Here is a 20,557-nt window from a genome sequence, read left to right as displayed (position 1 = left end):
TCAGAGTCGGGCGAGCAGCTTCCGCGATCGGTGCAGGCCCTGCGCACTGGCCGCCCGCTCGGTCGTCGCCAGGACCCCGTACCCGAACGTGTCCTCGCCGTGCTGCGCTGCCACAGCGGCCAGCCCTCGGTACGCATCGGCTGCGTGCGCGGCGTCGAGCGTCTCGCCCAGGGTCTCCTGCACCCGTCGCAGCCGTCCGAGCCGACGCTTGCCGACGTCGGGCAGGTCCCCGGCCGCCTGCAGCGCGTAGCGCAACCGGCGCGCGGCCTTCCGGACCTCGTGCAGGGTGTCGAGGTCGTCGCTGGGATCGCCCAGCAGCCGACCGACGCGTGCTCGCTCGTGCCGGATGCGCCTGGTGACGAACGCGGCTGCGTCGTCGTCCGCGTGCGGGCCGGCCGGTGCCCGCAGCAGCAGGTCGTCGAGGGCGTCGAGCGTCCGGAACCAGGCGTCGGAGCGCAGCGCTCGCCGGAGCTCAGCAGCGGTGACGCTGCGACGTTCCGCGGTCGCCGAACCGATGCGGTCCAGGGTCCCGGCGTCCACGTACCCGTCGGGGGCTCGTGCCGCCGACCGGGACAAGCCGGCGTGCAGCACCTCGGCGTCGCGAGCGGTCCCGGCGACCCGACCGGTCTGGGCCAGGGCGGCACGGAGCTCCTCGGTCGCCCGGCGGTCGAGGGCGCCGCGGAACGCCGCGAGCACACTCCGCAGGCGGCGCAGCACCTTCCGCAGGTCGTGCACGGCCTCGGGCTCGTCGGCCCGTACCCGAGGGTCCACCGCGACGAGGTCACGCCGCAGGGCATCGAGCACCCGCAGGACGAACCCGGCGGCGGTGTCCGGCCGGGGGCGCTTCGCTCGGCCGCGTCGTTGCTCCGGGGCGGGCTCGGGGCCGCGGGGGAGCGGAACCGACGCGATGTCCACCGGATCGGTCGCCGCATCGTGCAGCGCTCGTTCGGCCGCTCGAGCCGTGGCGCCGTCGCGTCCGTCGTCGGTCAGGGCCCACCACCGCGACGACCGCAGCACGGTGGTGTCCGGGTCGCCGTCGTCCACGCGCACGTCGGCGACCTCGGCCCGCACCCGGCCGTCCCCGCCGCGCAGGGTCACGAGCGTCGTGGTGGTGTCACGGACCAGGACCGTCCGCAGGGGACGACCACGCAGGAACACCTCGACGGCGTCTCGCGGGGGATCGTCGGACACGCCCCCGAGCGGCTCCGGGCCGGTCCCGTGCCCGCCCCGGTCGGTCGTCCAGCCGCCGTCCGGCGAGCGTGTGAGCACGACACCCTCGGCGGCGAGCACCCGGTCGTCGGAGTCCCACACCGTCTCGCGCACCGTCACCGCTTCGTGACGGCGCACGTCGGCGGCGAACGGCTCGAGTGCGGGGAGCCTGCGGTCATCGAGGATCCGCCAGGTCCGGCGGGGGTCGGGGAGCGCAGGTGCAGCGTCAGCGGCGGAGGAAGGAGCGGCAGCGGATCGGGGCATGCCGCAAGTGTCGTCCGCCGCACCCGTGTCAGACCGGGGGCAACGGGGTTCTGTGGACGGAGTCCTGCCCGGCGTGTCCTGTGGGGGACTCGGCACCTCGCCAGGCCCCGGCGCGTAGGTTCCGCTGCATGAGCGACGGAGCACCCAGCGCCCCCGACACCCGCGCAGACCACAGCGCCCCCGAAACCACAGCCCCCACCAGCACGCCGAGCGACCGCGACCTCGAGTCCTGGATCGCCGACCGCCGCTGGTACGCCTCGAAGGGGTCCGAGCCACGCCTCCGGACGATCGCCACCGACGACGGGACCCGGCTGGTGCTCGACGAGGCCCCCGCGGTCCCCGTCCTCTACCAGTCACCGATCACCAGCGACCCCGACGGCGCGATCGTCGACGCCACCACCGACCTCGCATGGGTCTCGGCGCTCGCCGCACGCATCGACGCGGCACCGGACAGCCTCAGCCCGATCGGCCTGGTCACCGCTGCCCGCGTCCTGACGGGTGAGCAGTCCAACACGTCGGTCATCTGCGACACCGAGTCCGGGGACCGCGTCATCATCAAGGTCTTCCGCGTGCTGCACCACGGCGACAACCCCGACGTGACCACGCAGCTCGCCCTCACGGCGGCGGGCAGCACGCGCGTGCCGCGGGTCTACGGCGCCCTCCGCGCCGACTGGCCAGACATCGGACGCCCGGACGGCACGGCGACGGGGCACCTCGCCTTCGCCCAGGAGTTCCTGCCCGGGCTCGACGACGCCTGGCGCGTCGCCCTGCAGGAGGCGCAGGCCGGCACCCCGTTCGGTGACCGCGCCGAGCAGCTCGGCACCGCGCTCGCCGACGTGCACCGCACCCTCGCCGGAGCGCTGCCGACGGAACCGGCCGACGCGCCCCGACGGGACGCCGCCGTCGCGACGATGCACGCCCGACTCGACACCGCCGCCCGCGAGGCCCCGGTCGTCGCCGGCCACGTCGACGCCATCCGCGCGGTCTACGCCCGTGCCGCTGACGCGACGTGGCCGGATCTGCAGCGCATCCACGGTGACCTGCACCTCGGACAGGTCCTGTCGGCACCGGACCCCCGCGGCTGGGTGTTCCTGGACTTCGAGGGCGAGCCGCTCCGCCCCCTCGACGAACGCTCGCTGCCGGACGTCACCCTGCGCGACGTCGCGGGCATGCTGCGCTCCTTCGACTACGTCGCGGGCGCGCTGGCACACGATGCCGAACCGGTCGACGCCGCCTCGTGGGCCGCCGAGGCGCGAGCCCGCTTCCTCGAGGGCTACCAGCAGGGGACCGGCGCGGACCTCGCCGTCCACAGCGCGCTGCTCGACGCCTTCGAGCTCGACAAGGCGGTCTACGAGGTCGTCTACGAGACACGCAACCGACCCGACTGGGTCGGGATCCCGCTCGCGGCCGTCGCGCGCCTGGTCGGCGACAGCGGGTCCTGAGCGCGACCCACGGACGCACGGGAGGCCCGTGGCGACACCGCCACGGGCCTCCCGTCCGTCACCGGGTGACGTCGTTCAGTTGACGGGACCCGTGTACTTCTCGCCCGGTCCGGCACCGATCGGGTCCGGGATCGCCGACGCCTCGCGGAAGGCGAGCTGCAGCGACCGCAGTCCGTCGCGGAGCGGACGGGCGTGGTGGTCGCCGATCTCGGTCGCGGCGGCGGTGACCAGGCCGGCCAGCGCGGTGATGAGCTTCCGCGCCTCGTCCAGGTCGGTCTGTTCCTGCGGGTCGTCGGCCAGGCCGACCTTCACGGCCGCGGCACTGAGCAGGTGCACCGCAACGGTGTTGATGAGTTCGACCGCCGGCACCTCCGCGATGTCCCTGGCGGCGTCGATGCCGGTGTCGTCGATCGGGGTGTCGCTCACGGTGCTCCTCTGCTAGGCTTGCTCGCGGCAGATGCTGTCCGTGTGCCGTCAGTTCCTCGACAACACCCGGACGGTGTCACGAAAGAGGAGTCTCTCCCACCCGCGGCCGCGTTCCACCAGGCTACCGGGTCACCACCGCTCCGCGAGTGCACGTGTTGTGCTCGTCGGTCGGATCCCACGGATCCGATGCAGGGCGGCTGCCGAACGGGTTGACATCCCGTGCGTCAGATCTCCTCTCTCGTGCTGTCGTCCAGGGCAAACGCCCCGGACGGCCACCACCTGATTGAAGGAGCTCCGCATCACCGATCCCCGTACCAACGACCGAATCCGCGTTCCCGAAGTCCGACTCGTCGGTCCGCAGGGTGAGCAGGTCGGCGTTGTCCCGATCGCCATGGCACTGCGTCTCGCGCAGGAAGCCGAACTGGATCTGGTCGAGGTCGCGCCGAACTCGAAGCCGCCCGTGGCCAAGATCATGGACTACGGCAAGTTCAAGTACGAAGCCGCTCAGAAGGCCAAGGAAGCTCGTCGCAACCAGGTGAACACGGACCTGAAAGAGGTCCGTTTCCGCCTGAAGATCGACGTGCACGACTACGAGACGAAGCGCAAGCGCGCCGAGGGGTTCCTCCTCGGTGGCGACAAGGTGAAGGCGATGATCCTCTTCCGTGGCCGCGAGCAGTCGCGTCCGGAGCAGGGTGTCCGTCTCCTCCAGAAGTTCGCGGAAGAGATCGCCGAGTTCGGTGTCGTCGAGTCGCGTCCGACCCAGGACGGCCGCAACATGACGATGATCATCGCCCCGCTCAAGAACAAGTCCGACGTCAAGGGCGAGCAGAACGCCAAGCGTGCTGCACAGAAGGCCGAGCGTCGTGCCACCGAGCACGCCGCGAAGGGCAAGGACGAGGCCGAGGCCGGTTCCACGTCCGAGGCAGCCGCGGAATCCACGGACGCCGCGGCCGAATAGGTCCCCGGACCGACCCCGCAACGACGCGGCCCCCCATCCATCCCACGGAAAGGCACCACCATGCCCAAGCAGAAGACCCACTCCGGGTCGAAGAAGCGCTTCAAGGTCACCGGTACCGGCAAGATCATGAAGCAGCAGGCCGGTATGCGTCACAACCTCGAGGTCAAGAGCTCCAAGCGCAAGGCCCGCCTGAACGAGGACCAGGTCCTCTCCAAGGGTGACGCGAAGAACGTCAAGAAGCTCCTCGGCCACTGAGCCCCGCAGATCGTAAAGGAATAGTGCAATGGCACGAGTAAAGAGAGCGGTCAACGCCGCCAAGAAGCGCCGCGTCATCCTCGAACGCGCCGAGGGCTACCGCGGCCAGCGTTCGCGCCTGTACCGCAAGGCCAAGGAGCAGGTCACCCACTCCCTCGTCTACGCGTACCGCGACCGTCACGCGAAGAAGGGCGAGTTCCGTCGCCTCTGGATCCAGCGCATCAACGCTGCGTCCCGTGCGAACGGCCTGACCTACAACCGCCTCATCCAGGGTCTCAACCTGGCCGGCGTCGAGGTCGACCGTCGCATCCTCGCCGACCTCGCGGTGAACAACCCCGAGACCTTCACCGCGCTCGTCGAGACCGCGAAGAAGGCCCTCCCGGCCGACACCTCGGCCCCGAAGGCTGCGTAGTCAGTTCTTCTGCTCGCGAAACCCCCGCCGCACGGCGGGGGTTTCGTCGTTCCTAGACTTGGGTCGTGAGCGATCTCCTCGAGAACCCCCGTGCCGGACGCGTGAAGGCCGTTGCGGCCCTGGCCAAGAAGGACGTCCGGGCCGAGACCGGCCTGTTCCTGCTGGAAGGGCCCCAAGCGGTCCGCGAAGCGCTGGAGTACGCCCCGGAGCTCCTGCGCGAGCTCTACGTGACGCCGACCGCCGCTGCCCGCTACGGGCTCGACGATGCGCCGGTGGACACCTGGTTCGTGACCGAGCAGGTGCTCGACGCGATGGCCGACACGGTCACCCCGCAGGGCGTGGTGGCGGTGTGCCAGCAGTTCCCGACGTCGGTGAAGGACGTCTTCCCGGACCGCGCTGCGGCCGCCGCCGACGCGGAGGCCCGAGATGCGTCCGACGAGCAGGCCGCGTTGCCCGGACTGGTCGCCATCCTCGAAGAGGTGCGGGACCCGGGGAACGCCGGCACGATCATCCGGGCCGCCGACGCGGCCGGCGCCGACGCGGTGGTGCTGACCGGACGCTCGGTCGACCCGTACAACCCGAAGGTCGTCCGGTCGACGACCGGGTCCCTGTTCCACGTCCCGGTGTCCGTCGGCGTGACCCTGGCGGACACGATCGAGCGGGCGAAGGCCCTGGGCTACACGGTGCTCGCGGCGGACGTCTCCGGCGACGACCTGCCGGTGGTCCGAGCCGAGGGGATGCTCGACGGACCGACCGCGTGGGTCTTCGGCAACGAGGCCCGCGGACTGACTGCCGACGACCTGGCGCTCGTCGACCGGGCCGTCAAGGTGCCGATCTACGGGCAGGCGGAGTCGATGAACCTCGCCACGGCCGCGTCGGTGTGCCTGTACGAGTCGGCCTTCGCGCTCCGGAGCTGACCCTCGTCCCTCCCCAGGCCGGTCGTCGGCGTCGGCCATCCACCGTCCGCTCGGTGCAGGTGGGTGGTATCCCGACGGCCGGTAGGCTTGGGTCTCGTGTCAGAACCTCTCGAGATCAGCGAATCGGCCGTCGCCGACGCGGTGGACGCGGCCCTCGCCGCCGTCCGTGCCACGACGACGGTCGCAGAACTGAAGCAGGCCAGGGCCGAGCACACCGGTGAGCAGTCACCGTTGGCGCGGATGAACGCATCGATGCGCAGTGTGCCGCCGGAGCAGAAGGCCGCGGCGGGCAAGCTCGTCGGGCAGGCCCGTGGGCGGGTGAACGCGGCGATCGCCGAGCAGGAATCCGTCCTCGCGGTGGCCGAGGAGCGCGCACGGCTCGAAGCCGAGCGCGTCGACGTCACCGCGTTGCCGGTCCACCGCGCCACCGGCTCCCGCCACCCGCTCTCGCTGCTGAACGAAGCCGTCGCCGACATCTTCGTGGGCATGGGGTGGGAAGTGGCAGAAGGCCCCGAGCTCGAGCACGAGTGGTTCAACTTCGACGCGCTGAACTTCGACCAGGACCACCCGGCCCGGGCCATGGCGGACACGATCTTCGTCGAGCCCGTCGACCGGCACCTGGTCATGCGCACCCACACCTCACCGGTGCAGGTGCGGTCGCTGCTGTCGCGTGACCTCCCGCTGTACGTCATCGCCCCGGGTCGCGTCTACCGCGCCGACGAGCTCGACGCCACGCACCTGCCGGTCTTCACCCAGGTCGAGGGCATCGCGATCGACAAGGGCCTCACGATGGCGCACCTGCGCGGCACGCTCGAGCACTTCGCCCGGCAGATGTTCGGCGCCGAGGCGCAGATCCGGCTCCGCCCGAACTACTTCCCGTTCACCGAGCCCAGCGCCGAGATGGACGTCTGGCAGCCGAACGCCAAGGGTGGCGCGCGGTGGGTCGAGTGGGGTGGCTGCGGCATGGTGAACCCCAACGTCCTGCGTGCCGCCGGCATCGACCCGGACGAGTACCAGGGCTTCGCGTTCGGCATGGGCATCGAGCGGACACTGCAGTTCCGCAACGGCCTGAACGACATGCGTGACTTCCTCGAGGGCGACATCCGCTTCTCGCAGCAGTTCGGAACGGTGGTCTGATGCGCGTCCCACTCCGTTGGCTCGGTGAGTCCGTCGACCTCCCCGAGGACGTCACCCTCGAGCACGTCCACGCGGCGCTCGTGTCGGTCGGCTTCGAGGAAGAGGACGTCCACACCTTCGACCTGACCGGACCCATCGTGGTCGGTCGGGTCCTCGAGCGCGTCCCCGAGCCGCAGAAGAACGGCAAGACCATCAACTGGTGCCAGGTGGACGTCGGCGAAGCCGAGCCCCGCGGCATCGTCTGCGGCGCGCACAACTTCGACGTCGGCGACCTCGTCGTCGTCACGCTGCCCGGCGCAGTCCTGCCCGGGCCGTTCCCGATCGCAGCCCGCAAGACCTACGGGCACGTGTCCGACGGCATGATCGCCTCGGCCCGCGAGCTCGGGCTGGGCGACGAGCACGACGGCATCCTGCGCTTCGCCGACCTCGGCATGGACCCCACCGTCGGTGCCGACGCCATCGCGCTCCTCGGCCTCGACGACGCCGCGGTCGAGATCAACGTCACGCCGGACCGCGGCTACGTGCTCAGCATGCGCGGGGTCGCCCGTGAGTACGCGCACGCCACCGGAGCGAGCTTCCACGACCCCGTCGACCGCGTCGCGCCGCGTACGGCCGAGGGCTTCCGGGTCACGATCGACGACCAGGCCCCGATCCGGGGTCGGGCCGGAGCATCGACGTTCGTCACGCGTGTCGTGCGCGGGATCGACCCGGCCGCGAAGACACCGTCCTGGATGGTGTCGCGCCTGTCGCTGGCCGGGGTGCGCTCCATCTCCCTGCCCGTCGACATCACGAACTACGTCATGTTCGAGCTCGGCCAGCCGCTCCACGGCTACGACCTGCAGACCGTCGCGGGCGGCCTCGGCGTGCGCCGGGCGGCCGCTGGCGAGACGCTCGAGACCCTCGACGGCACCGTCCGGAAGCTCGACCCCGAAGACCTCGTCATCACCGACGACGACGGTCCCGTCGGCCTCGCCGGCGTCATGGGCGGAGCCCGCACCGAGATCTCGGCGAGCACGACCGACGTCCTGATCGAGGCCGCCGGGTTCGACCAGGTCTCCATCGCTCGCACCGCTCGTCGCCACAAGCTCCCCAGCGAGGCATCCCGTCGCTTCGAGCGTGGTGTCGACCCGCAGGTGGCCGAGGCCGCGGCGAACCGTGCCGTCGAGCTCCTCGTCGAGCTCGCCGGCGGCACCGCTGACGCCCTCGGGTCGACACTCGTCGACACCGAGCCGCGGGCGACCGTGACGATGCGGCTCTCGCGTCCGGCCGAGCTCGTCGGCGTCGAGTACACCGACGCCGAGGTCATCGACACGCTCCGCGCGATCGGCGCCACGGTCGAGGCCGACGGTGAGCAGCTCGCGGTCACCCCGCCCACCTGGCGTCCCGACCTGACCGACGACACCACCCTCGTCGAAGAGGTCGCGCGCATCGTCGGCTACGACCGGATCCCGAGCGTGCTGCCGGTCGCTCCGCCCGGTCGGGGCCTGACCCGGCACCAGCAGGCTCGTCGTCGGGTCGCCTCGGCGCTGGCCGCGGCGGGCCTGACCGAGGTCGTCACGGCGCCGTTCGTGTCCGCGGCCACGCAGGACGCCTACCCGGGGATCGACCCGCAGGGCGGACCGAGCGTCGTGCTCGCCAACGCCCTGGACAGCGAGCAGAACCTCCTGCGCCGCAGCGGCGTGCCGGCCCTGGTCGACGCCGCCCGCCGCAACGTGTCGCGCGGGCTCGTCGACGTCGCGCTCTACGAGACGTCCCGGGTGTTCCTGCCGGTGACGGGCGTGACGCTCGGCACCGACGAGGTCCCGGCGGGCGCCGCCCGGCCCGACCGTGCGACGCTCGAGGCGCTGGACGCCTCGCTGCCCGCCCAGCCCTTCCACGTCGCCGCACTGCTCACCGGCCACCGGGTCGTCAAGCAGCCGGGCACCACGGCGGAACCGTTCGGCATCGCCGACGCGATCGATGCGGCCCGCCAGGTCGCCTGGGCCGTCGGTGTCGAACTCACCGTCGCGCAGACGACCCACCCGTCCCTGCACCCGGGCCGCGCCGCGTCGCTGCTCGTCGACGGCACGGTCGTGGGCGTCGCCGGAGAGCTCCTGCCCGAACTGGCCGAGGCCGCCGTCCTGCCCCGCGTGGTGGCAGCCGTCGAGCTCGACCTCGACGCACTGGTCGCCGCGGCCCCGGAACTCGTCGCGGTCGCGCCGATCGTCTCCTACCCGGCAGCCACGCAGGACCTCTCGCTCGTCGTCGACGCCGACGTGCCGGCCGGTGACGTGCTGGATGCGGTGCGCTCTGGCGCCGGAGACCTGTTGGAGTATGCTCGGCTCGTGGATGACTACCGGGGCTCCGGCGTGGACGAGGGACAGAAGTCCCTGACGTTCGCCCTGCGCTTCCGTGCCACGGACCGCACGCTGACCGCTGCCGAGGCCACCGAGGCCCGTGACGGCGCTGTCCGACGTGCCGGCGAGCGATTCGGGGCGACCCTGCGCGACTGACCCACACGGGATCAGCACCGCCCGGGGTCGCCGCCTCCGACTCTCTCGACGACCAGTCCGACCAAAGGTGGAATCCCATGTCCGTATCCGTCGCCGTGGCGGGAGCCTCCGGCTACGCGGGTGGTGAGCTCCTGCGCGTGCTCTCCGCCCACCCCGAGTTCGAGGTCAGGACGGTGACGGCGTTCTCGAACGCCGGACAGCCCCTGATCGCGACGCAGCCGCACCTCCGTTCACTGTCGCACCTGACCCTGGCGGAGACGACGGCCGAGACGCTGCGCGGGCACGACGTGGTGTTCCTGGCGCTGCCGCACGGGCAGTCGGGAGCGATCACCGCGGAACTCGGCGGCGACGCGCTCGTCATCGACTGCGGCGCGGACCACCGTCTGACGGACCCGGCGGCGTGGGAACGGTTCTACGGCGGTGACTACTTCGGCGCGTGGACCTACGGGCTGCCCGAGCTGCTGCTCGCGGCGCCCACTCCGGGCTCGGCCGATGAATGGCGCGAGGTCGACGACATCGCCTCGCAGGGCAAGCAGCGTTCCGCCCTGGTCGGCACGAAGCGCATCGCGGTGCCCGGCTGCAACGTCACCGCGGTGACGCTCGGCATCCAGCCGGGCATCCAGGCCGGCCTCGTCGAGTCCGACGACCTCGTCGCGGTGCTCAGCGTCGGCCCGAGCGGTGCCGGCAAGAAGCTCAGCACCACCTACCTGGCCTCCGAGATCATGGGGTCCGCCAGCGCGTACGCCGTCGGCGGCTCGCACCGGCACGTCCCCGAGATCCAGCAGAACCTGCAGGTCGCGGGGGCCTCCGACGTGACGATCTCGTTCACGCCGGTCCTGGTCCCGATGTCGCGGGGGATCCTCGCGACCACCACCGCGAAGCTCTCGCCCGGCGTCAGCGCACGCGACGTCCGACTCGCCTGGGAACAGGCGTACGCCGACGAGCCGTTCGTCCACCTGCTGCCCGAGGGCGAGTTCCCCCGGGTCGCGGACACGATCGGTGCGAACACCGCGCTCGTCGGCATCGCCGTCGACGAGGCCGCCAGCCGTGTCGTCGCGGTGACCGCGCTCGACAACCTCGCCAAGGGCACGGCGGGCGCCGCCGTCCAGTCGGCGAACATCGCCCTCGGTCTCCCCGAGACCACGGGCCTCAGCGTGGACGGAGTCGCACCGTGACCGACGCAGGCACGACCACCCAGACCGAGCCGGGCCTCCAGGGCGTCACCGCGGCAGCGGGCTTCCGCGCCGCCGGCGTCACCGCCGGTCTCAAGACGAGCGGCAAGCCGGACGTGGCCCTCGTCGTCAACGACGGCCCCGACGCGGCCGTGGCCGCCGTCTTCACCAGCAACCGGGCCCAGGCGCACCCCGTCATCTGGTCCCGCCAGGTCGTCGGGGACGGCGTCGCGCGTGCCGTCGTCCTGAACTCCGGTGGCGCGAACTGCTTCACCGGCCCGTTCGGCTTCCAGACCACGCACCTGACGGCCGAAGCCGTGGGCGACGCCCTCGGGATCGGGGCCGGCGACGTCGTCGTCTGCTCCACCGGGCTCATCGGTGTGGGCGACCAGACCTTCCGCGACAACGTGCTCCGTGGCGTCGACCTGGCGAGTGCGGCACTCAGCGACGACGGCGGTCCCGATGCGGCGACCGCGATCATGACGACGGACACGAAGGCCAAGCAGTCCGTCGTGACCGAGGACGGCTGGACCGTCGGCGGCATGGCCAAGGGCGCCGGGATGCTCGCGCCCGGGCTCGCGACGATGCTCGTCGTCATCACGACGGACGCCGTGCAGACGCCGGACCAGCTCGACCAGGCGCTCCGCGCCGCCACCCGCATCACGTTCGACCGGGTCGACTCCGACGGCTGCATGTCGACGAACGACACCGTCGTCCTGCTGTCGTCGGGTGCGAGCGGCGTGACGCCCGAGGTCGGTGACTTCCAGGAGGCCCTGACCGCGGTCTGTGCCGACCTGGCCCGCCAGCTGCAGCAGGACGCCGAGGGCGCGAGCCACGACATCGCGATCGAGGTCGTGCACGCCGCGACCGAGGACGACGCCGTGACCGTCGGTCGGAGCGTCGCCCGGAACAACCTGTTCAAGGCCGCGGTCTTCGGCAACGACCCGAACTGGGGCCGGGTGCTCGCGGCGATCGGCACCACCGACGCCGAGTTCGACCCGTACGCGGTGGACGTCAGCATGAACGGCGTCCGGGTCTGCCACGCGGGCGCACCCGACGAGCCGAGCGACTCCGTCGACCTGACCCCACGTGACACCCACGTGCGCATCGACCTCGGTGTCGGCACGCACTCCGCCACGATCCTGACCAACGACCTCACGCACGACTACGTGCACGAGAACAGCGCGTACTCCAGCTGATGGCGGCCGACACGAACGGGGCCGGCACGCCCCTCACGAAGGAAGAAGAACACGAGTTCGCCGCGGTCAAGGCGGCGACGCTCATCGAGTCGCTGCCGTGGCTCAAGCGCTTCTCGGGCAAGGTCGTCGTGGTCAAGTTCGGCGGCAACGCCATGGTGAACGAGGACCTGAAGCGCGCCTTCGCCGAGGACATGGTCTACCTGCGCTACGCCGGCCTGCACCCGGTCGTCGTGCACGGTGGGGGGCCGCAGATCTCCGCCGCCCTCAAGGAACAGGGCATCGAGTCCGAGTTCCGCGGCGGCTACCGCGTCACGACGACCGAGGCGATCACGGTCGTCCGCGATGTCCTGGCCGGCGAGGTCAACCGCGAGATCGTCGATTTGGTGAACGAACACGGCGAGGGCCTGGCCGTCGGCGTGTTCGGCGACGGCGGCTCGCTGTTCACCGGCGAGAAGAAGGGCGTCGTCGTCGACGGGCAGGAGTACGACCTCGGCCATGTCGGGGACATCACCCACGTCGACCCGTCCGGTGTGCTCGCCGCGATCGAGGCCGGCCGGATCCCGGTCGTCTCGAGCATCGCGATCGACGACGCGCACCCCGACCAGGCACTCAACGTGAACGCGGACGCTGCGGCGGGTGCCCTGGCGATCGCGCTCCGGGCATCGAAGCTCATGATGCTCACCGACGTCCCCGGCCTGTACCGCAACTGGCCCGACCGTGACTCGATCGTCGACCTCATCGCGGTCGACGAGCTCCGCGAGCTCCTGCCGAGCCTCGAGTCGGGGATGATCCCCAAGATGACCGCGTGCCTCGACGCAGTGGTCGGCGGGGTCGGCGGTGCGACGATCATCGACGGCCGGATCCCGCACTCGATCCTGCTCGAGGTCTTCACCCTGCGGGGTGCGGGCACCGAGGTGATCCCGGACCCGAGCCGACGAACCGAGAACCAGATGACCCACGCCGAGATCGGCCGTCGCGTGGCGTCGCCGTCGATCGACAGCCGTACCGGCCAGCACGTGGCGGGTACGAACGAGAAGGGACACCAGCAGTGAGCACTGAGACGCAGACCGAGACCTGGAACGACCGGTTCGGGGCGTCGCTCATGCGATCCCTGACCCCGCCGAAGATCATGCTCGAGCGCGGCCAGGGCTGCCGCGTCTGGGACGTCGAGGGCAACGAGTACCTCGACTTCCTCGCCGGCATCGCGGTGAACTCGCTCGGCCACGCGCACCCCGCCCTGGTGGAGGCGATCGCCGACCAGGCCGCGAAGCTCGTGCACGTGTCGAACTACTTCGCCACCCCGCCGCAGCTCGAACTCGCCGAGCGCCTCAAGCGCATCACCGGCGCGGGCGACGCGGGCCGCGTGTACTTCGGCAACTCCGGCGCCGAGGCGAACGAGGCCGCGTTCAAGCTGGCCCGCCTCAACAAGGGTGCGGACGGCACCAAGACCCGGATCCTCGCGCTCAAGCAGGGCTTCCACGGCCGCACGATGGGCGCGCTCGCGCTCACCGGCAAGCCCGCGCTGCAGCAGGACTTCCTGCCGATGATCCCGGGTGTCGAGCACATCGACACCTCGATCGAGGCCCTCGAAGCGTCGATCGACGACTCCGTCGCCGCCCTGATCCTCGAACCCATCAAGGGCGAGGCCGGCGTGGTCGACCTGCCGGAGGGCTTCCTGCTGGCGGCACGCCGACTGACCGCGGAGCACGGCGCACTGCTGATCCTCGACGAGATCCAGACGGGTGTCGGCCGGACCGGCAACTGGTTCGCGTTCCAGGGCCACGGTGTGACGCCGGACGCCATCACCGTCGCCAAGGGCATCGCCGGTGGCTTCCCCATCGGCGCCCTCGTCACGTTCGGCTGGGCCTCCGACCTGTTCTCGGCCGGGCAGCACGGTTCGACCTTCGGCGGCAACCCGCTCGGCACCCGAGTCGCCAACGCGGTGCTCGAGGAGATCGAGCGCGCCGACCTCGTCGCCGGCGCAGTGGTCAAGGGTGAGCGGATCCGTGACGGCATCCGCGCCATCGGTTCCCCGCTGGTGGAAGAGGTCCGTGGCACCGGCCTGCTCATCGGCGTCGGTCTGACCGGTCCGATCGGTCCGGCCGTCAACGCGGCCGCCCTCGAGCGTGGCCTCATCATCAACGCCCCCAACGAGTCGAGCCTGCGCATCGCGCCGCCGCTCATCGTGTCCGACGCCGAGATCGACGAGTTCCTGTCGATCCTCGCCCAGAGCCTCGCGGCCGTCGCCGCAGCGCAGGAGCCCACCGCATGACCCGCCACTTCCTCCGCGACGACGACCTGAGCCAGGCCGAGCAGTCCGCGATCCTCGACATCGCCGACCGCATGAAGGCCGACCGCTGGGCGGAGAAGCCGCTGGCCGGTCCGCAGAGCGTCGCGGTGATCTTCGACAAGTCGTCGACCCGTACCCGGGTGTCCTTCCACGTCGGCATCTCCGACCTCGGCGGCAGCCCGCTGATCATCTCGACGGCGAACAGCCAGCTCGGCGGCAAGGAGACCCCGTCGGACACCGCCCGCGTGCTCGAGCGCATGGTGTCGGCGATCGTGTGGCGCACCTACGGCCAGGCCGGGCTCGAGGAGATGGCCGCCGGCACGACGGTCCCCGTCGTCAACGCGCTGTCCGACGACTTCCACCCCTGCCAGCTCCTCGCCGACCTGCTCACCATCCGTGAGCACCGCGGCGCCCTCGCCGGGCAGACCGTGGCGGTCATCGGCGACGGCGCGAGCAACATGGCGCAGTCGTACCTGCTCGCCGGGGCGACGGCGGGCATGCACGTCCGCGTCGCCGCCCCCGCCGAGTTCTCCCCGTCGGCGCAGGTCGTCACCGACGCCGAGGAACGCGCCGCCGTGACGGGTGGCTCCGTCCTCGTGGTGACCGACCCGGTGGCCGCGGTCGCGGGTGCCGACGTGGTCGTCACCGACACCTGGGTGTCGATGGGCAAGGAGTCCGAGAAGCAGTCGCGTCTCGACACCTTCGCGGGGTACCGCGTCGACGACGCGCTCATGGCGCACGCCGCCGACGACGCCGTCTTCATGCACTGCCTGCCGGCCGACCGTGGGTTCGAAGTGACCGCCGACGTCATCGACGGCCCGCGCAGCATCATCTGGGACGAGGCGGAGAACCGTCTGCACGCCCAGAAGGCGCTGTTGGCCTGGCTGCTCGCCAACGACTAGCCGACGGACCGATCACCAGTGGCTGACCGCGTCGTCCTCGCGTACTCCGGCGGTCTCGACACCTCCGTCGGGATCGGCTGGCTGCGCGACGCCACCGGCAAGGACGTCGTCGCACTCGTGGTCGACGTCGGCCAGGGCGGAGAAGACCTCGGGGCGGTCCGGCAGCGTGCGCTCGACTGCGGCGCCGTGGAGTCACTCGTCGTCGACGCCAAGGACGAGTTCGCCGACGAGTACATCGTGCCGGCGCTCCGGGCCAACGCGCTCTACCAGAAGCGGTACCCGCTCGTCTCGGCACTGAGCCGCCCGCTCATCGCGAAGCACCTCGCGCTGACGGCGAAGCAACTCGGTGCCGACAGCGTCGCGCACGGCTCCACCGGCAAGGGCAACGACCAGGTCCGCTTCGAGTCAGCCGTCGCGGCGATCGCACCGGACCTGCGGACCGTCGCCCCGGTGCGGGACCTCGCCCTGACCCGCGACCGCGCCATCGCGTACGCGCAGGAGCACCGGCTGCCGATCCAGCACTCGGAGCGGGAGCCGTGGTCGGTCGACCAGAACGTGTGGGGCCGAGCCGTCGAGACCGGGCTCCTCGAGGACCCGTGGAACGCCCCCGCCGCCGACCTCTACGCGACCACGCAGGACCCGGCGCTCCCGCAGCAGGCCGACGAGGTCACGATCACCTTCGACCGTGGTGTCCCGGTCGCCCTCGACGGGCAGCGCTTCAGCGTGCTGCGCATGGTGCAGGAGCTCAACGCGGTCGCCGGCAAGCACGGCGTCGGGCGGATCGACGTCGTCGAGGACCGGGTGGTCGGCATCAAGTCGCGCGAGGTCTACGAGGCGCCGGCCGCGATCGCGCTCATCGCCGCGCACGAGGAGCTCGAGAGCCTCACCCTCGAGCGCGACGTCGCCCGGTTCAAACGCGGCGTCGAGTCCGAGTGGGCCGACCTGGTCTACGACGGCCTGTGGTTCGGCGGACTCAAGCGCAGCCTCGACGCCTTCGTCGAGCACACCCAGCAGCACGTCTCCGGCGACGTCCGGTTGCGGCTGCAGGGCGGGCGTGCCACCGTGACGGGCCGTCGGTCGGAGCAGAGCCTCTACGACTTCGACCTGGCGACGTCGGACACCGGCGACGCGTTCGACCAGTCCGTGTCCAGGGGGTTCATCGAGCTCTGGTCACTGCCCAGCAAGATCTCCGCCCGCCGCGACGCGGCGAACTGACCGACAGCCGCACCACAGACGAAACGACGCAGGACGACATGACCGACGAGAAGACCGACGCCACCAACACCGGTGCCCTCTGGGGCGGCCGCTTCGCCGACGGCCCGAGTGCGGCCCTCGCCGCGCTCTCGAAGTCGACGCACTTCGACTGGCAGCTCGCGCCCTACGACATCGCGGGGTCCCGTGCCCACGCCCGAGCGCTGCACACCGCGGGCTACCTGACCGCCGACGAGCTCGAACGCATGCTCGCCGGCCTCGACCGGCTCGAAGCGGCGCACGTCGACGGCACACTGCAGCCCGACGACTCCGACGAGGACGTCCACGGCGCCCTCGAACGCCTGCTCATCGCCGACCTCGGTCCCGAGCTCGGCGGCAAGCTCCGTGCCGGTCGGAGCCGCAACGACCAGATCGCCACCCTCGGCCGCATGCACATGCTCGACCACGGGCGGCGCATCGGCCGACTCGTCATCGACCTCGTCGACGCGATCACTCAGCAGGCGACCGAGCACCCGGCCGCGATCATGCCGGGGCGCACGCACCTGCAGCACGCACAGCCGGTGCTCCTGGCCCACCACCTGCTCGCGCACGCCTGGCCGCTCGTCCGCGACCTCGAGCGCCTCCGCGACTGGGCCGGCCGCGCGAGCGTCAGCCCGTACGGTGCCGGTGCGCTGGCGGGCAGTTCCCTCGGCCTCGACCCCGCCGCGATCGCCGCGGAGCTCGGCTTCGACCGTCCGGCGGACAACTCGATCGACGCCACGGCAGCCCGTGACGTCGTCGCCGAGTTCGCGTTCGTCCTCGCGCAGATCGGCATCGACGTCTCGCGCCTGTCGGAAGAGGTCATCCTCTGGAACACGAAGGAGTTCGGCTTCGTCCGGCTCCACGACGCGTTCTCGACCGGCTCGAGCATCATGCCGCAGAAGAAGAACCCGGACATCGCCGAGCTCGCCCGGGGCAAGTCGGGGCGCCTGATCGGCAACCTGACCGGGCTCCTCGCGACCCTCAAGGGACTGCCGCTGGCGTACAACCGCGACCTGCAGGAGGACAAGGAGCCGGTCTTCGACTCCGTCGCGACGCTCGAGGTCCTGTTGCCCGCGTTCACCGGCATGATCGCGACCCTGACCTTCGACACCGACCGGATGGCCGAGCTCGCGCCGCAGGGCTTCTCGCTCGCGACGGACGTCGCCGAGTGGTTGGTCCGTCAGGGCGTCCCGTTCCGGGATGCGCACGAGGTCTCCGGCGCGCTCGTACGGTACTGCGAGGAGCGCGGCATCGAGCTCGACGAGCCGACCGACGACGAGTACCGGTCGGTCTCCGAGCACCTCACGCCCGACGTCCGTTCCGTCCTGACCATCGAGGGCAGCGTCGCATCGCGCTCCGGCGTCGGCGGCACCGCACCCGACCGGGTCGCCGAGCAGCTCGCGTCCGTCACCCGCCGCGTCCGCGACCTGGCCGAGGGCGCACCCTTCTCGCGATGACCCGGGGGATCGCCGTGCTGCTCGCCGAGCCCGCCCCGATCATCGCGCCGGCCCTGCTCGGTGCGACGATCGCGGGGCGCGGCGTGGCGCTCCGCATCACCGAGGTCGAGGCCTACTCCGGCCCCACCGACCCCGGCTCACACGGACACCGGGGGATGACGGAGCGCAACCGCCACCTCTTCGGTCCGCCCGGCACGCTGTACGCCTACCGCTCGTACGGCATCCACACCTGCGTCAACGTCGTGAGCGGGCCGACCGGCACCTCGTCGGGCTCCCTGCTGCGCGGTGCGCAGGTCGTCGAGGGCCTGGACGTCGCGCGAGCGCGTCGCGGGTCGAAGGTCGCGGACGTCGCCTTGGCACGTGGGCCCGGCAACCTCGGTGGTGCGCTCGGAGCGATCCTCGGGCAGGACGAGGGCACGTCGCTCCTCGACGGGTCCGGCCCGTTCGTGCTCACCCTGGCACCCGGCCTGGAGGCCCGGCTCGCCTCCGCCGGACCGGCCCACGTGGTCGACGAGCTCCTGTCCGAGACCCTGGCCGGCCCGCCCGCGGGCGCTGCGGTCCCGCGGATCTCCCGCGGCCCGCGCACCGGCGTCGGCGGCATCGCCGGCGGGGTGCGGTACCCCTGGCGCTTCTGGCTGACGGGTGACCCCACGGTCTCGACGTACCGACGGCACAAGGGCGCCCTCGACTCGTGAACCCGGCCCCGGGCCTCCCGGCTGCCGCGCCTGACGGACGTCCGTCGCCGCTACGATGGCGGGGTGTCCAGTGATACCGCTCAAGACGTCCTGACGCGCCAGCAGAACGATCCCGCCTTCGACTCGGTGTGGGACGAACTCCAGTGGCGCGGTCTGGTGCAGGTCTCGACCGACGAGACCGCGCTGCAAGAGGCCCTCGACGGTGAGCCGATCACGTACTACTGCGGCTTCGACCCGACGGCGCCGTCGCTGCACTGCGGCAACCTGCTGCAGCTCCTGACCATGCGCCGGCTGCAGCTCGCCGGGCACAAGCCACTCGCGTTGGTGGGTGGGTCGACCGGTCTCATCGGCGATCCCCGTCCCACGGCCGAGCGGACGCTGAACACCCCGGAGACCGTGGCGGAGTGGGTGTCCCGGCTGCAGGCACAGGTGTCCCGGTTCCTCAGTCCGGACGGCGACAACGGCGTCCGCCTGGTGAACAACCTCGACTGGACCGCGCCGTTGTCCGCGATCGACTTCCTGCGTGACGTCGGCAAGTACTTCCGCGTCAACTCGATGCTCAAGAAGGACGCGGTGGCCGCGCGGTTGAACTCCGATGCGGGGATCAGCTACACCGAGTTCAGCTACCAGATCCTGCAGGGGCTCGACTACCGCGAGCTCTGGCGCCAGTACGGGTGCACGCTGCAGACCGGTGGCTCGGACCAGTGGGGCAACCTGACCTCCGGGACCGAGCTCATCCGTCGTGCCGAAGGGGCCACGGTGCACGCCCTGGGGACCCCGCTCATCACGAACTCCGACGGCACGAAGTTCGGCAAGAGCGAGGGCAACGCGATCTGGCTCGATGCCGAGATGACCTCGCCCTACGCGCTGTACCAGTTCTGGCTCAACACGGCGGACGCCGACGTCATCGCCCGACTGCGGCAGTTCACGTTCCTGACGCGTGCCGAGATCGAACGACTCGAGCAGGCCGTCGCCGACGAACCCTTCCGACGAGAGGCCCAGCGGACCCTGGCGTTCGAGGTGACCTCGATCGTGCACGGGGTGGCGGCGACCCAGGCGGCGATCGATGCCGCGGCAGCGCTGTTCGGCAACGGCGAGCTCGGCGCGCTCGACCCGGAGACCCTGCGGTCGGCGATCGCCGCGCTGCCGGGCACGGTCACGCTCGACTCCGGAGCGGACGTCGCACGCGCACTCGTGGAGACCGGACTCGTGAAGTCCCTCGGCGAGGCCCGCCGCGCGATCGACCAGGGCGGCGTCTACGTGAACAACGTCAGGGCCGAAGACCCGGCCGCCCCGCTGTCCGACCTCGCCCTGCCCGGGGGAGTGCTCGTACTGCGTCGTGGCAAGAAGACCCTCGCCGGCGTGACCCTCGCCTGACCCCGGTTGCTCGACCCCCAGCGATGCCCGGTTCCCCTGTGGAACCGGGCATCGCTGCGTCCGGGCGACGCCTGTTGCACAACGCGACACGCCCGGGATGGGAGCTGGCTTGGCGCACTCGCTCAGGGCTGCGTATAGTTCTTACTCGTCACCCCAAAGGTGCGGCGGAGCGGCTGGAGCGAAAGCCCAGAGCACGTCGGCCCTCAAGCGGGACCATCCTCCACTGAAGTTCAGATCGGGCCTTGCGCCGGATCGCTTCGACGCCTAGGATGACAAGTCCACCGGTTCTCTCCCCTCGGGATGAGCCACTGGACCTCCGGGTCCGACGAACCAACGGTGGCAAGCCAAGAACACAAGCCTTGTGGCTGAAGCTCGAACTCGAGCTGAGGAGCAAGTGCGTCTGGTCCTTGAGAACTCAACAGCGTGCACATTGTCAATGCCAATTTATTGATTGACCTCGTGCCTGGTCGGCTTGCTGACTGGGTCATGAAGCAATTCCTTTTGGATTGAAGATTGTCAGTAGACAGTCAACAGTCAGAATCAACTCGGTCTGATGCCTTCGGGTGTTGGGTCTGTATTTTTTTACGGAGAGTTTGATCCTGGCTCAGGACGAACGCTGGCGGCGTGCTTAACACATGCAAGTCGAACGATGATGCCCAGCTTGCTGGGTGGATTAGTGGCGAACGGGTGAGTAACACGTGAGTAACCTGCCCCTGACTC

General features: G+C 71.0%; 18 protein-coding genes and 1 rRNA gene. 17 read left to right on the top strand and 2 right to left on the bottom strand.

Features of this window, described 5'->3' with window-relative positions:
- Complete coding sequence (locus tag BR70_RS0113860) at nucleotides 1–1,473, bottom strand: CYTH and CHAD domain-containing protein (RefSeq protein ID WP_027466554.1); 1,473 nt, start codon at nucleotides 1,471–1,473, stop codon at nucleotides 1–3.
- Nucleotides 1,474–1,601: 128 nt separating this feature from the next.
- On the opposite strand from BR70_RS0113860, the gene BR70_RS21050 reads away from it, so the two are divergent.
- Nucleotides 1,602–2,915: a phosphotransferase gene (locus BR70_RS21050; RefSeq protein ID WP_231495708.1), complete on the top strand. Its 1,314-nt coding sequence runs from the start codon at nucleotides 1,602–1,604 to the stop codon at nucleotides 2,913–2,915.
- A gap of 75 nt (nucleotides 2,916–2,990) precedes the next feature.
- On the opposite strand, the gene BR70_RS0113850 is transcribed toward BR70_RS21050, so the two are convergent.
- Nucleotides 2,991–3,341, bottom strand: coding sequence for a DUF1844 domain-containing protein (locus BR70_RS0113850; protein ID WP_027466553.1), 351 nt, complete (start codon nucleotides 3,339–3,341; stop codon nucleotides 2,991–2,993).
- 283 nt (nucleotides 3,342–3,624) lie between these two features.
- Here BR70_RS0113850 and infC point away from each other — a divergent pair, with 283 nt between their 5' ends.
- The 16 genes from infC to BR70_RS0113770 all read left to right on the top strand — a co-directional run.
- Nucleotides 3,625–4,299 (top strand): translation initiation factor IF-3, encoded by a 675-nt coding sequence (gene infC / locus BR70_RS0113845; RefSeq protein ID WP_081827403.1) that lies wholly within the window; start codon nucleotides 3,625–3,627, stop codon nucleotides 4,297–4,299.
- A gap of 60 nt (nucleotides 4,300–4,359) precedes the next feature.
- Nucleotides 4,360–4,554, top strand: a complete 195-nt coding sequence (gene rpmI, locus BR70_RS0113840) for a 50S ribosomal protein L35 (protein ID WP_017887976.1) — start codon at nucleotides 4,360–4,362, stop codon at nucleotides 4,552–4,554.
- Nucleotides 4,555–4,582: 28 nt separating this feature from the next.
- Complete coding sequence (rplT, locus tag BR70_RS0113835; protein WP_017887975.1) at nucleotides 4,583–4,966, top strand: 50S ribosomal protein L20; 384 nt, start codon at nucleotides 4,583–4,585, stop codon at nucleotides 4,964–4,966.
- A gap of 65 nt (nucleotides 4,967–5,031) precedes the next feature.
- Nucleotides 5,032–5,883 (top strand): TrmH family RNA methyltransferase, encoded by an 852-nt coding sequence (locus tag BR70_RS0113830; RefSeq protein ID WP_027466551.1) that lies wholly within the window; start codon nucleotides 5,032–5,034, stop codon nucleotides 5,881–5,883.
- A 96-nt stretch (nucleotides 5,884–5,979) separates the two neighbouring features.
- The gene (gene pheS, locus BR70_RS0113825; protein WP_027466550.1) at nucleotides 5,980–7,020 is read left to right on the top strand and encodes a phenylalanine--tRNA ligase subunit alpha; all 1,041 of its coding nucleotides are present in this window, start codon (nucleotides 5,980–5,982) and stop codon (nucleotides 7,018–7,020) included.
- Nucleotides 7,020–9,512 carry a phenylalanine--tRNA ligase subunit beta gene (gene pheT / locus BR70_RS0113820; RefSeq protein ID WP_027466549.1) on the top strand — a complete coding sequence of 831 codons (2,493 nt, stop codon included), beginning with the start codon at nucleotides 7,020–7,022 and terminating at the stop codon, nucleotides 9,510–9,512. The genes pheS and pheT overlap by 1 nt, the downstream gene beginning before the upstream one ends.
- Before the next feature lie 77 nt (nucleotides 9,513–9,589).
- Nucleotides 9,590–10,687 (top strand): N-acetyl-gamma-glutamyl-phosphate reductase, encoded by a 1,098-nt coding sequence (locus tag BR70_RS0113815; protein WP_027466548.1) that lies wholly within the window; start codon nucleotides 9,590–9,592, stop codon nucleotides 10,685–10,687.
- Nucleotides 10,684–11,883 (top strand): bifunctional glutamate N-acetyltransferase/amino-acid acetyltransferase ArgJ, encoded by a 1,200-nt coding sequence (gene argJ, locus BR70_RS0113810; protein WP_027466547.1) that lies wholly within the window; start codon nucleotides 10,684–10,686, stop codon nucleotides 11,881–11,883. The genes BR70_RS0113815 and argJ overlap by 4 nt, the downstream gene beginning before the upstream one ends.
- Nucleotides 11,883–12,935, top strand: coding sequence for an acetylglutamate kinase (argB, locus tag BR70_RS0113805; RefSeq protein WP_027466546.1), 1,053 nt, complete (start codon nucleotides 11,883–11,885; stop codon nucleotides 12,933–12,935). Before argJ ends, argB begins: the two co-directional genes overlap by 1 nt.
- Nucleotides 12,932–14,155, top strand: coding sequence for an acetylornithine transaminase (locus BR70_RS0113800; RefSeq protein ID WP_027466545.1), 1,224 nt, complete (start codon nucleotides 12,932–12,934; stop codon nucleotides 14,153–14,155). Before argB ends, BR70_RS0113800 begins: the two co-directional genes overlap by 4 nt.
- A complete protein-coding gene (argF, locus tag BR70_RS0113795; RefSeq protein ID WP_027466544.1) occupies nucleotides 14,152–15,075 on the top strand; it encodes an ornithine carbamoyltransferase in 924 nt (307 codons plus the stop codon). Before BR70_RS0113800 ends, argF begins: the two co-directional genes overlap by 4 nt.
- 18 nt (nucleotides 15,076–15,093) lie before the next feature.
- Entirely contained in the window at nucleotides 15,094–16,290 is a 1,197-nt protein-coding gene (locus tag BR70_RS0113790) for an argininosuccinate synthase (protein WP_027466543.1), read from the top strand.
- 38 nt (nucleotides 16,291–16,328) lie between these two features.
- Nucleotides 16,329–17,765 (top strand): argininosuccinate lyase, encoded by a 1,437-nt coding sequence (gene argH / locus BR70_RS0113785; RefSeq protein ID WP_027466542.1) that lies wholly within the window; start codon nucleotides 16,329–16,331, stop codon nucleotides 17,763–17,765.
- On the top strand, nucleotides 17,762–18,460 hold the full coding sequence (locus BR70_RS0113780) for a DNA-3-methyladenine glycosylase (protein WP_051596959.1): 699 nt from the start codon (nucleotides 17,762–17,764) through the stop codon (nucleotides 18,458–18,460). The genes argH and BR70_RS0113780 overlap by 4 nt, the downstream gene beginning before the upstream one ends.
- 63 nt (nucleotides 18,461–18,523) lie before the next feature.
- Nucleotides 18,524–19,837 carry a tyrosine--tRNA ligase gene (gene tyrS, locus BR70_RS0113775; RefSeq protein ID WP_027466540.1) on the top strand — a complete coding sequence of 438 codons (1,314 nt, stop codon included), beginning with the start codon at nucleotides 18,524–18,526 and terminating at the stop codon, nucleotides 19,835–19,837.
- A gap of 581 nt (nucleotides 19,838–20,418) precedes the next feature.
- Nucleotides 20,419–20,557: ribosomal RNA gene (locus BR70_RS0113770) — 16S ribosomal RNA — on the top strand; the annotation flags it as partial.

Origin of the sequence: Curtobacterium sp. UNCCL17, from assembly GCF_000686685.1 — a bacterium.
Taxonomy (GTDB): Bacteria; Actinomycetota; Actinomycetes; order Actinomycetales; family Microbacteriaceae; genus Curtobacterium; species Curtobacterium flaccumfaciens.
This window is presented reverse-complemented; position numbering and strand designations above follow the sequence as displayed.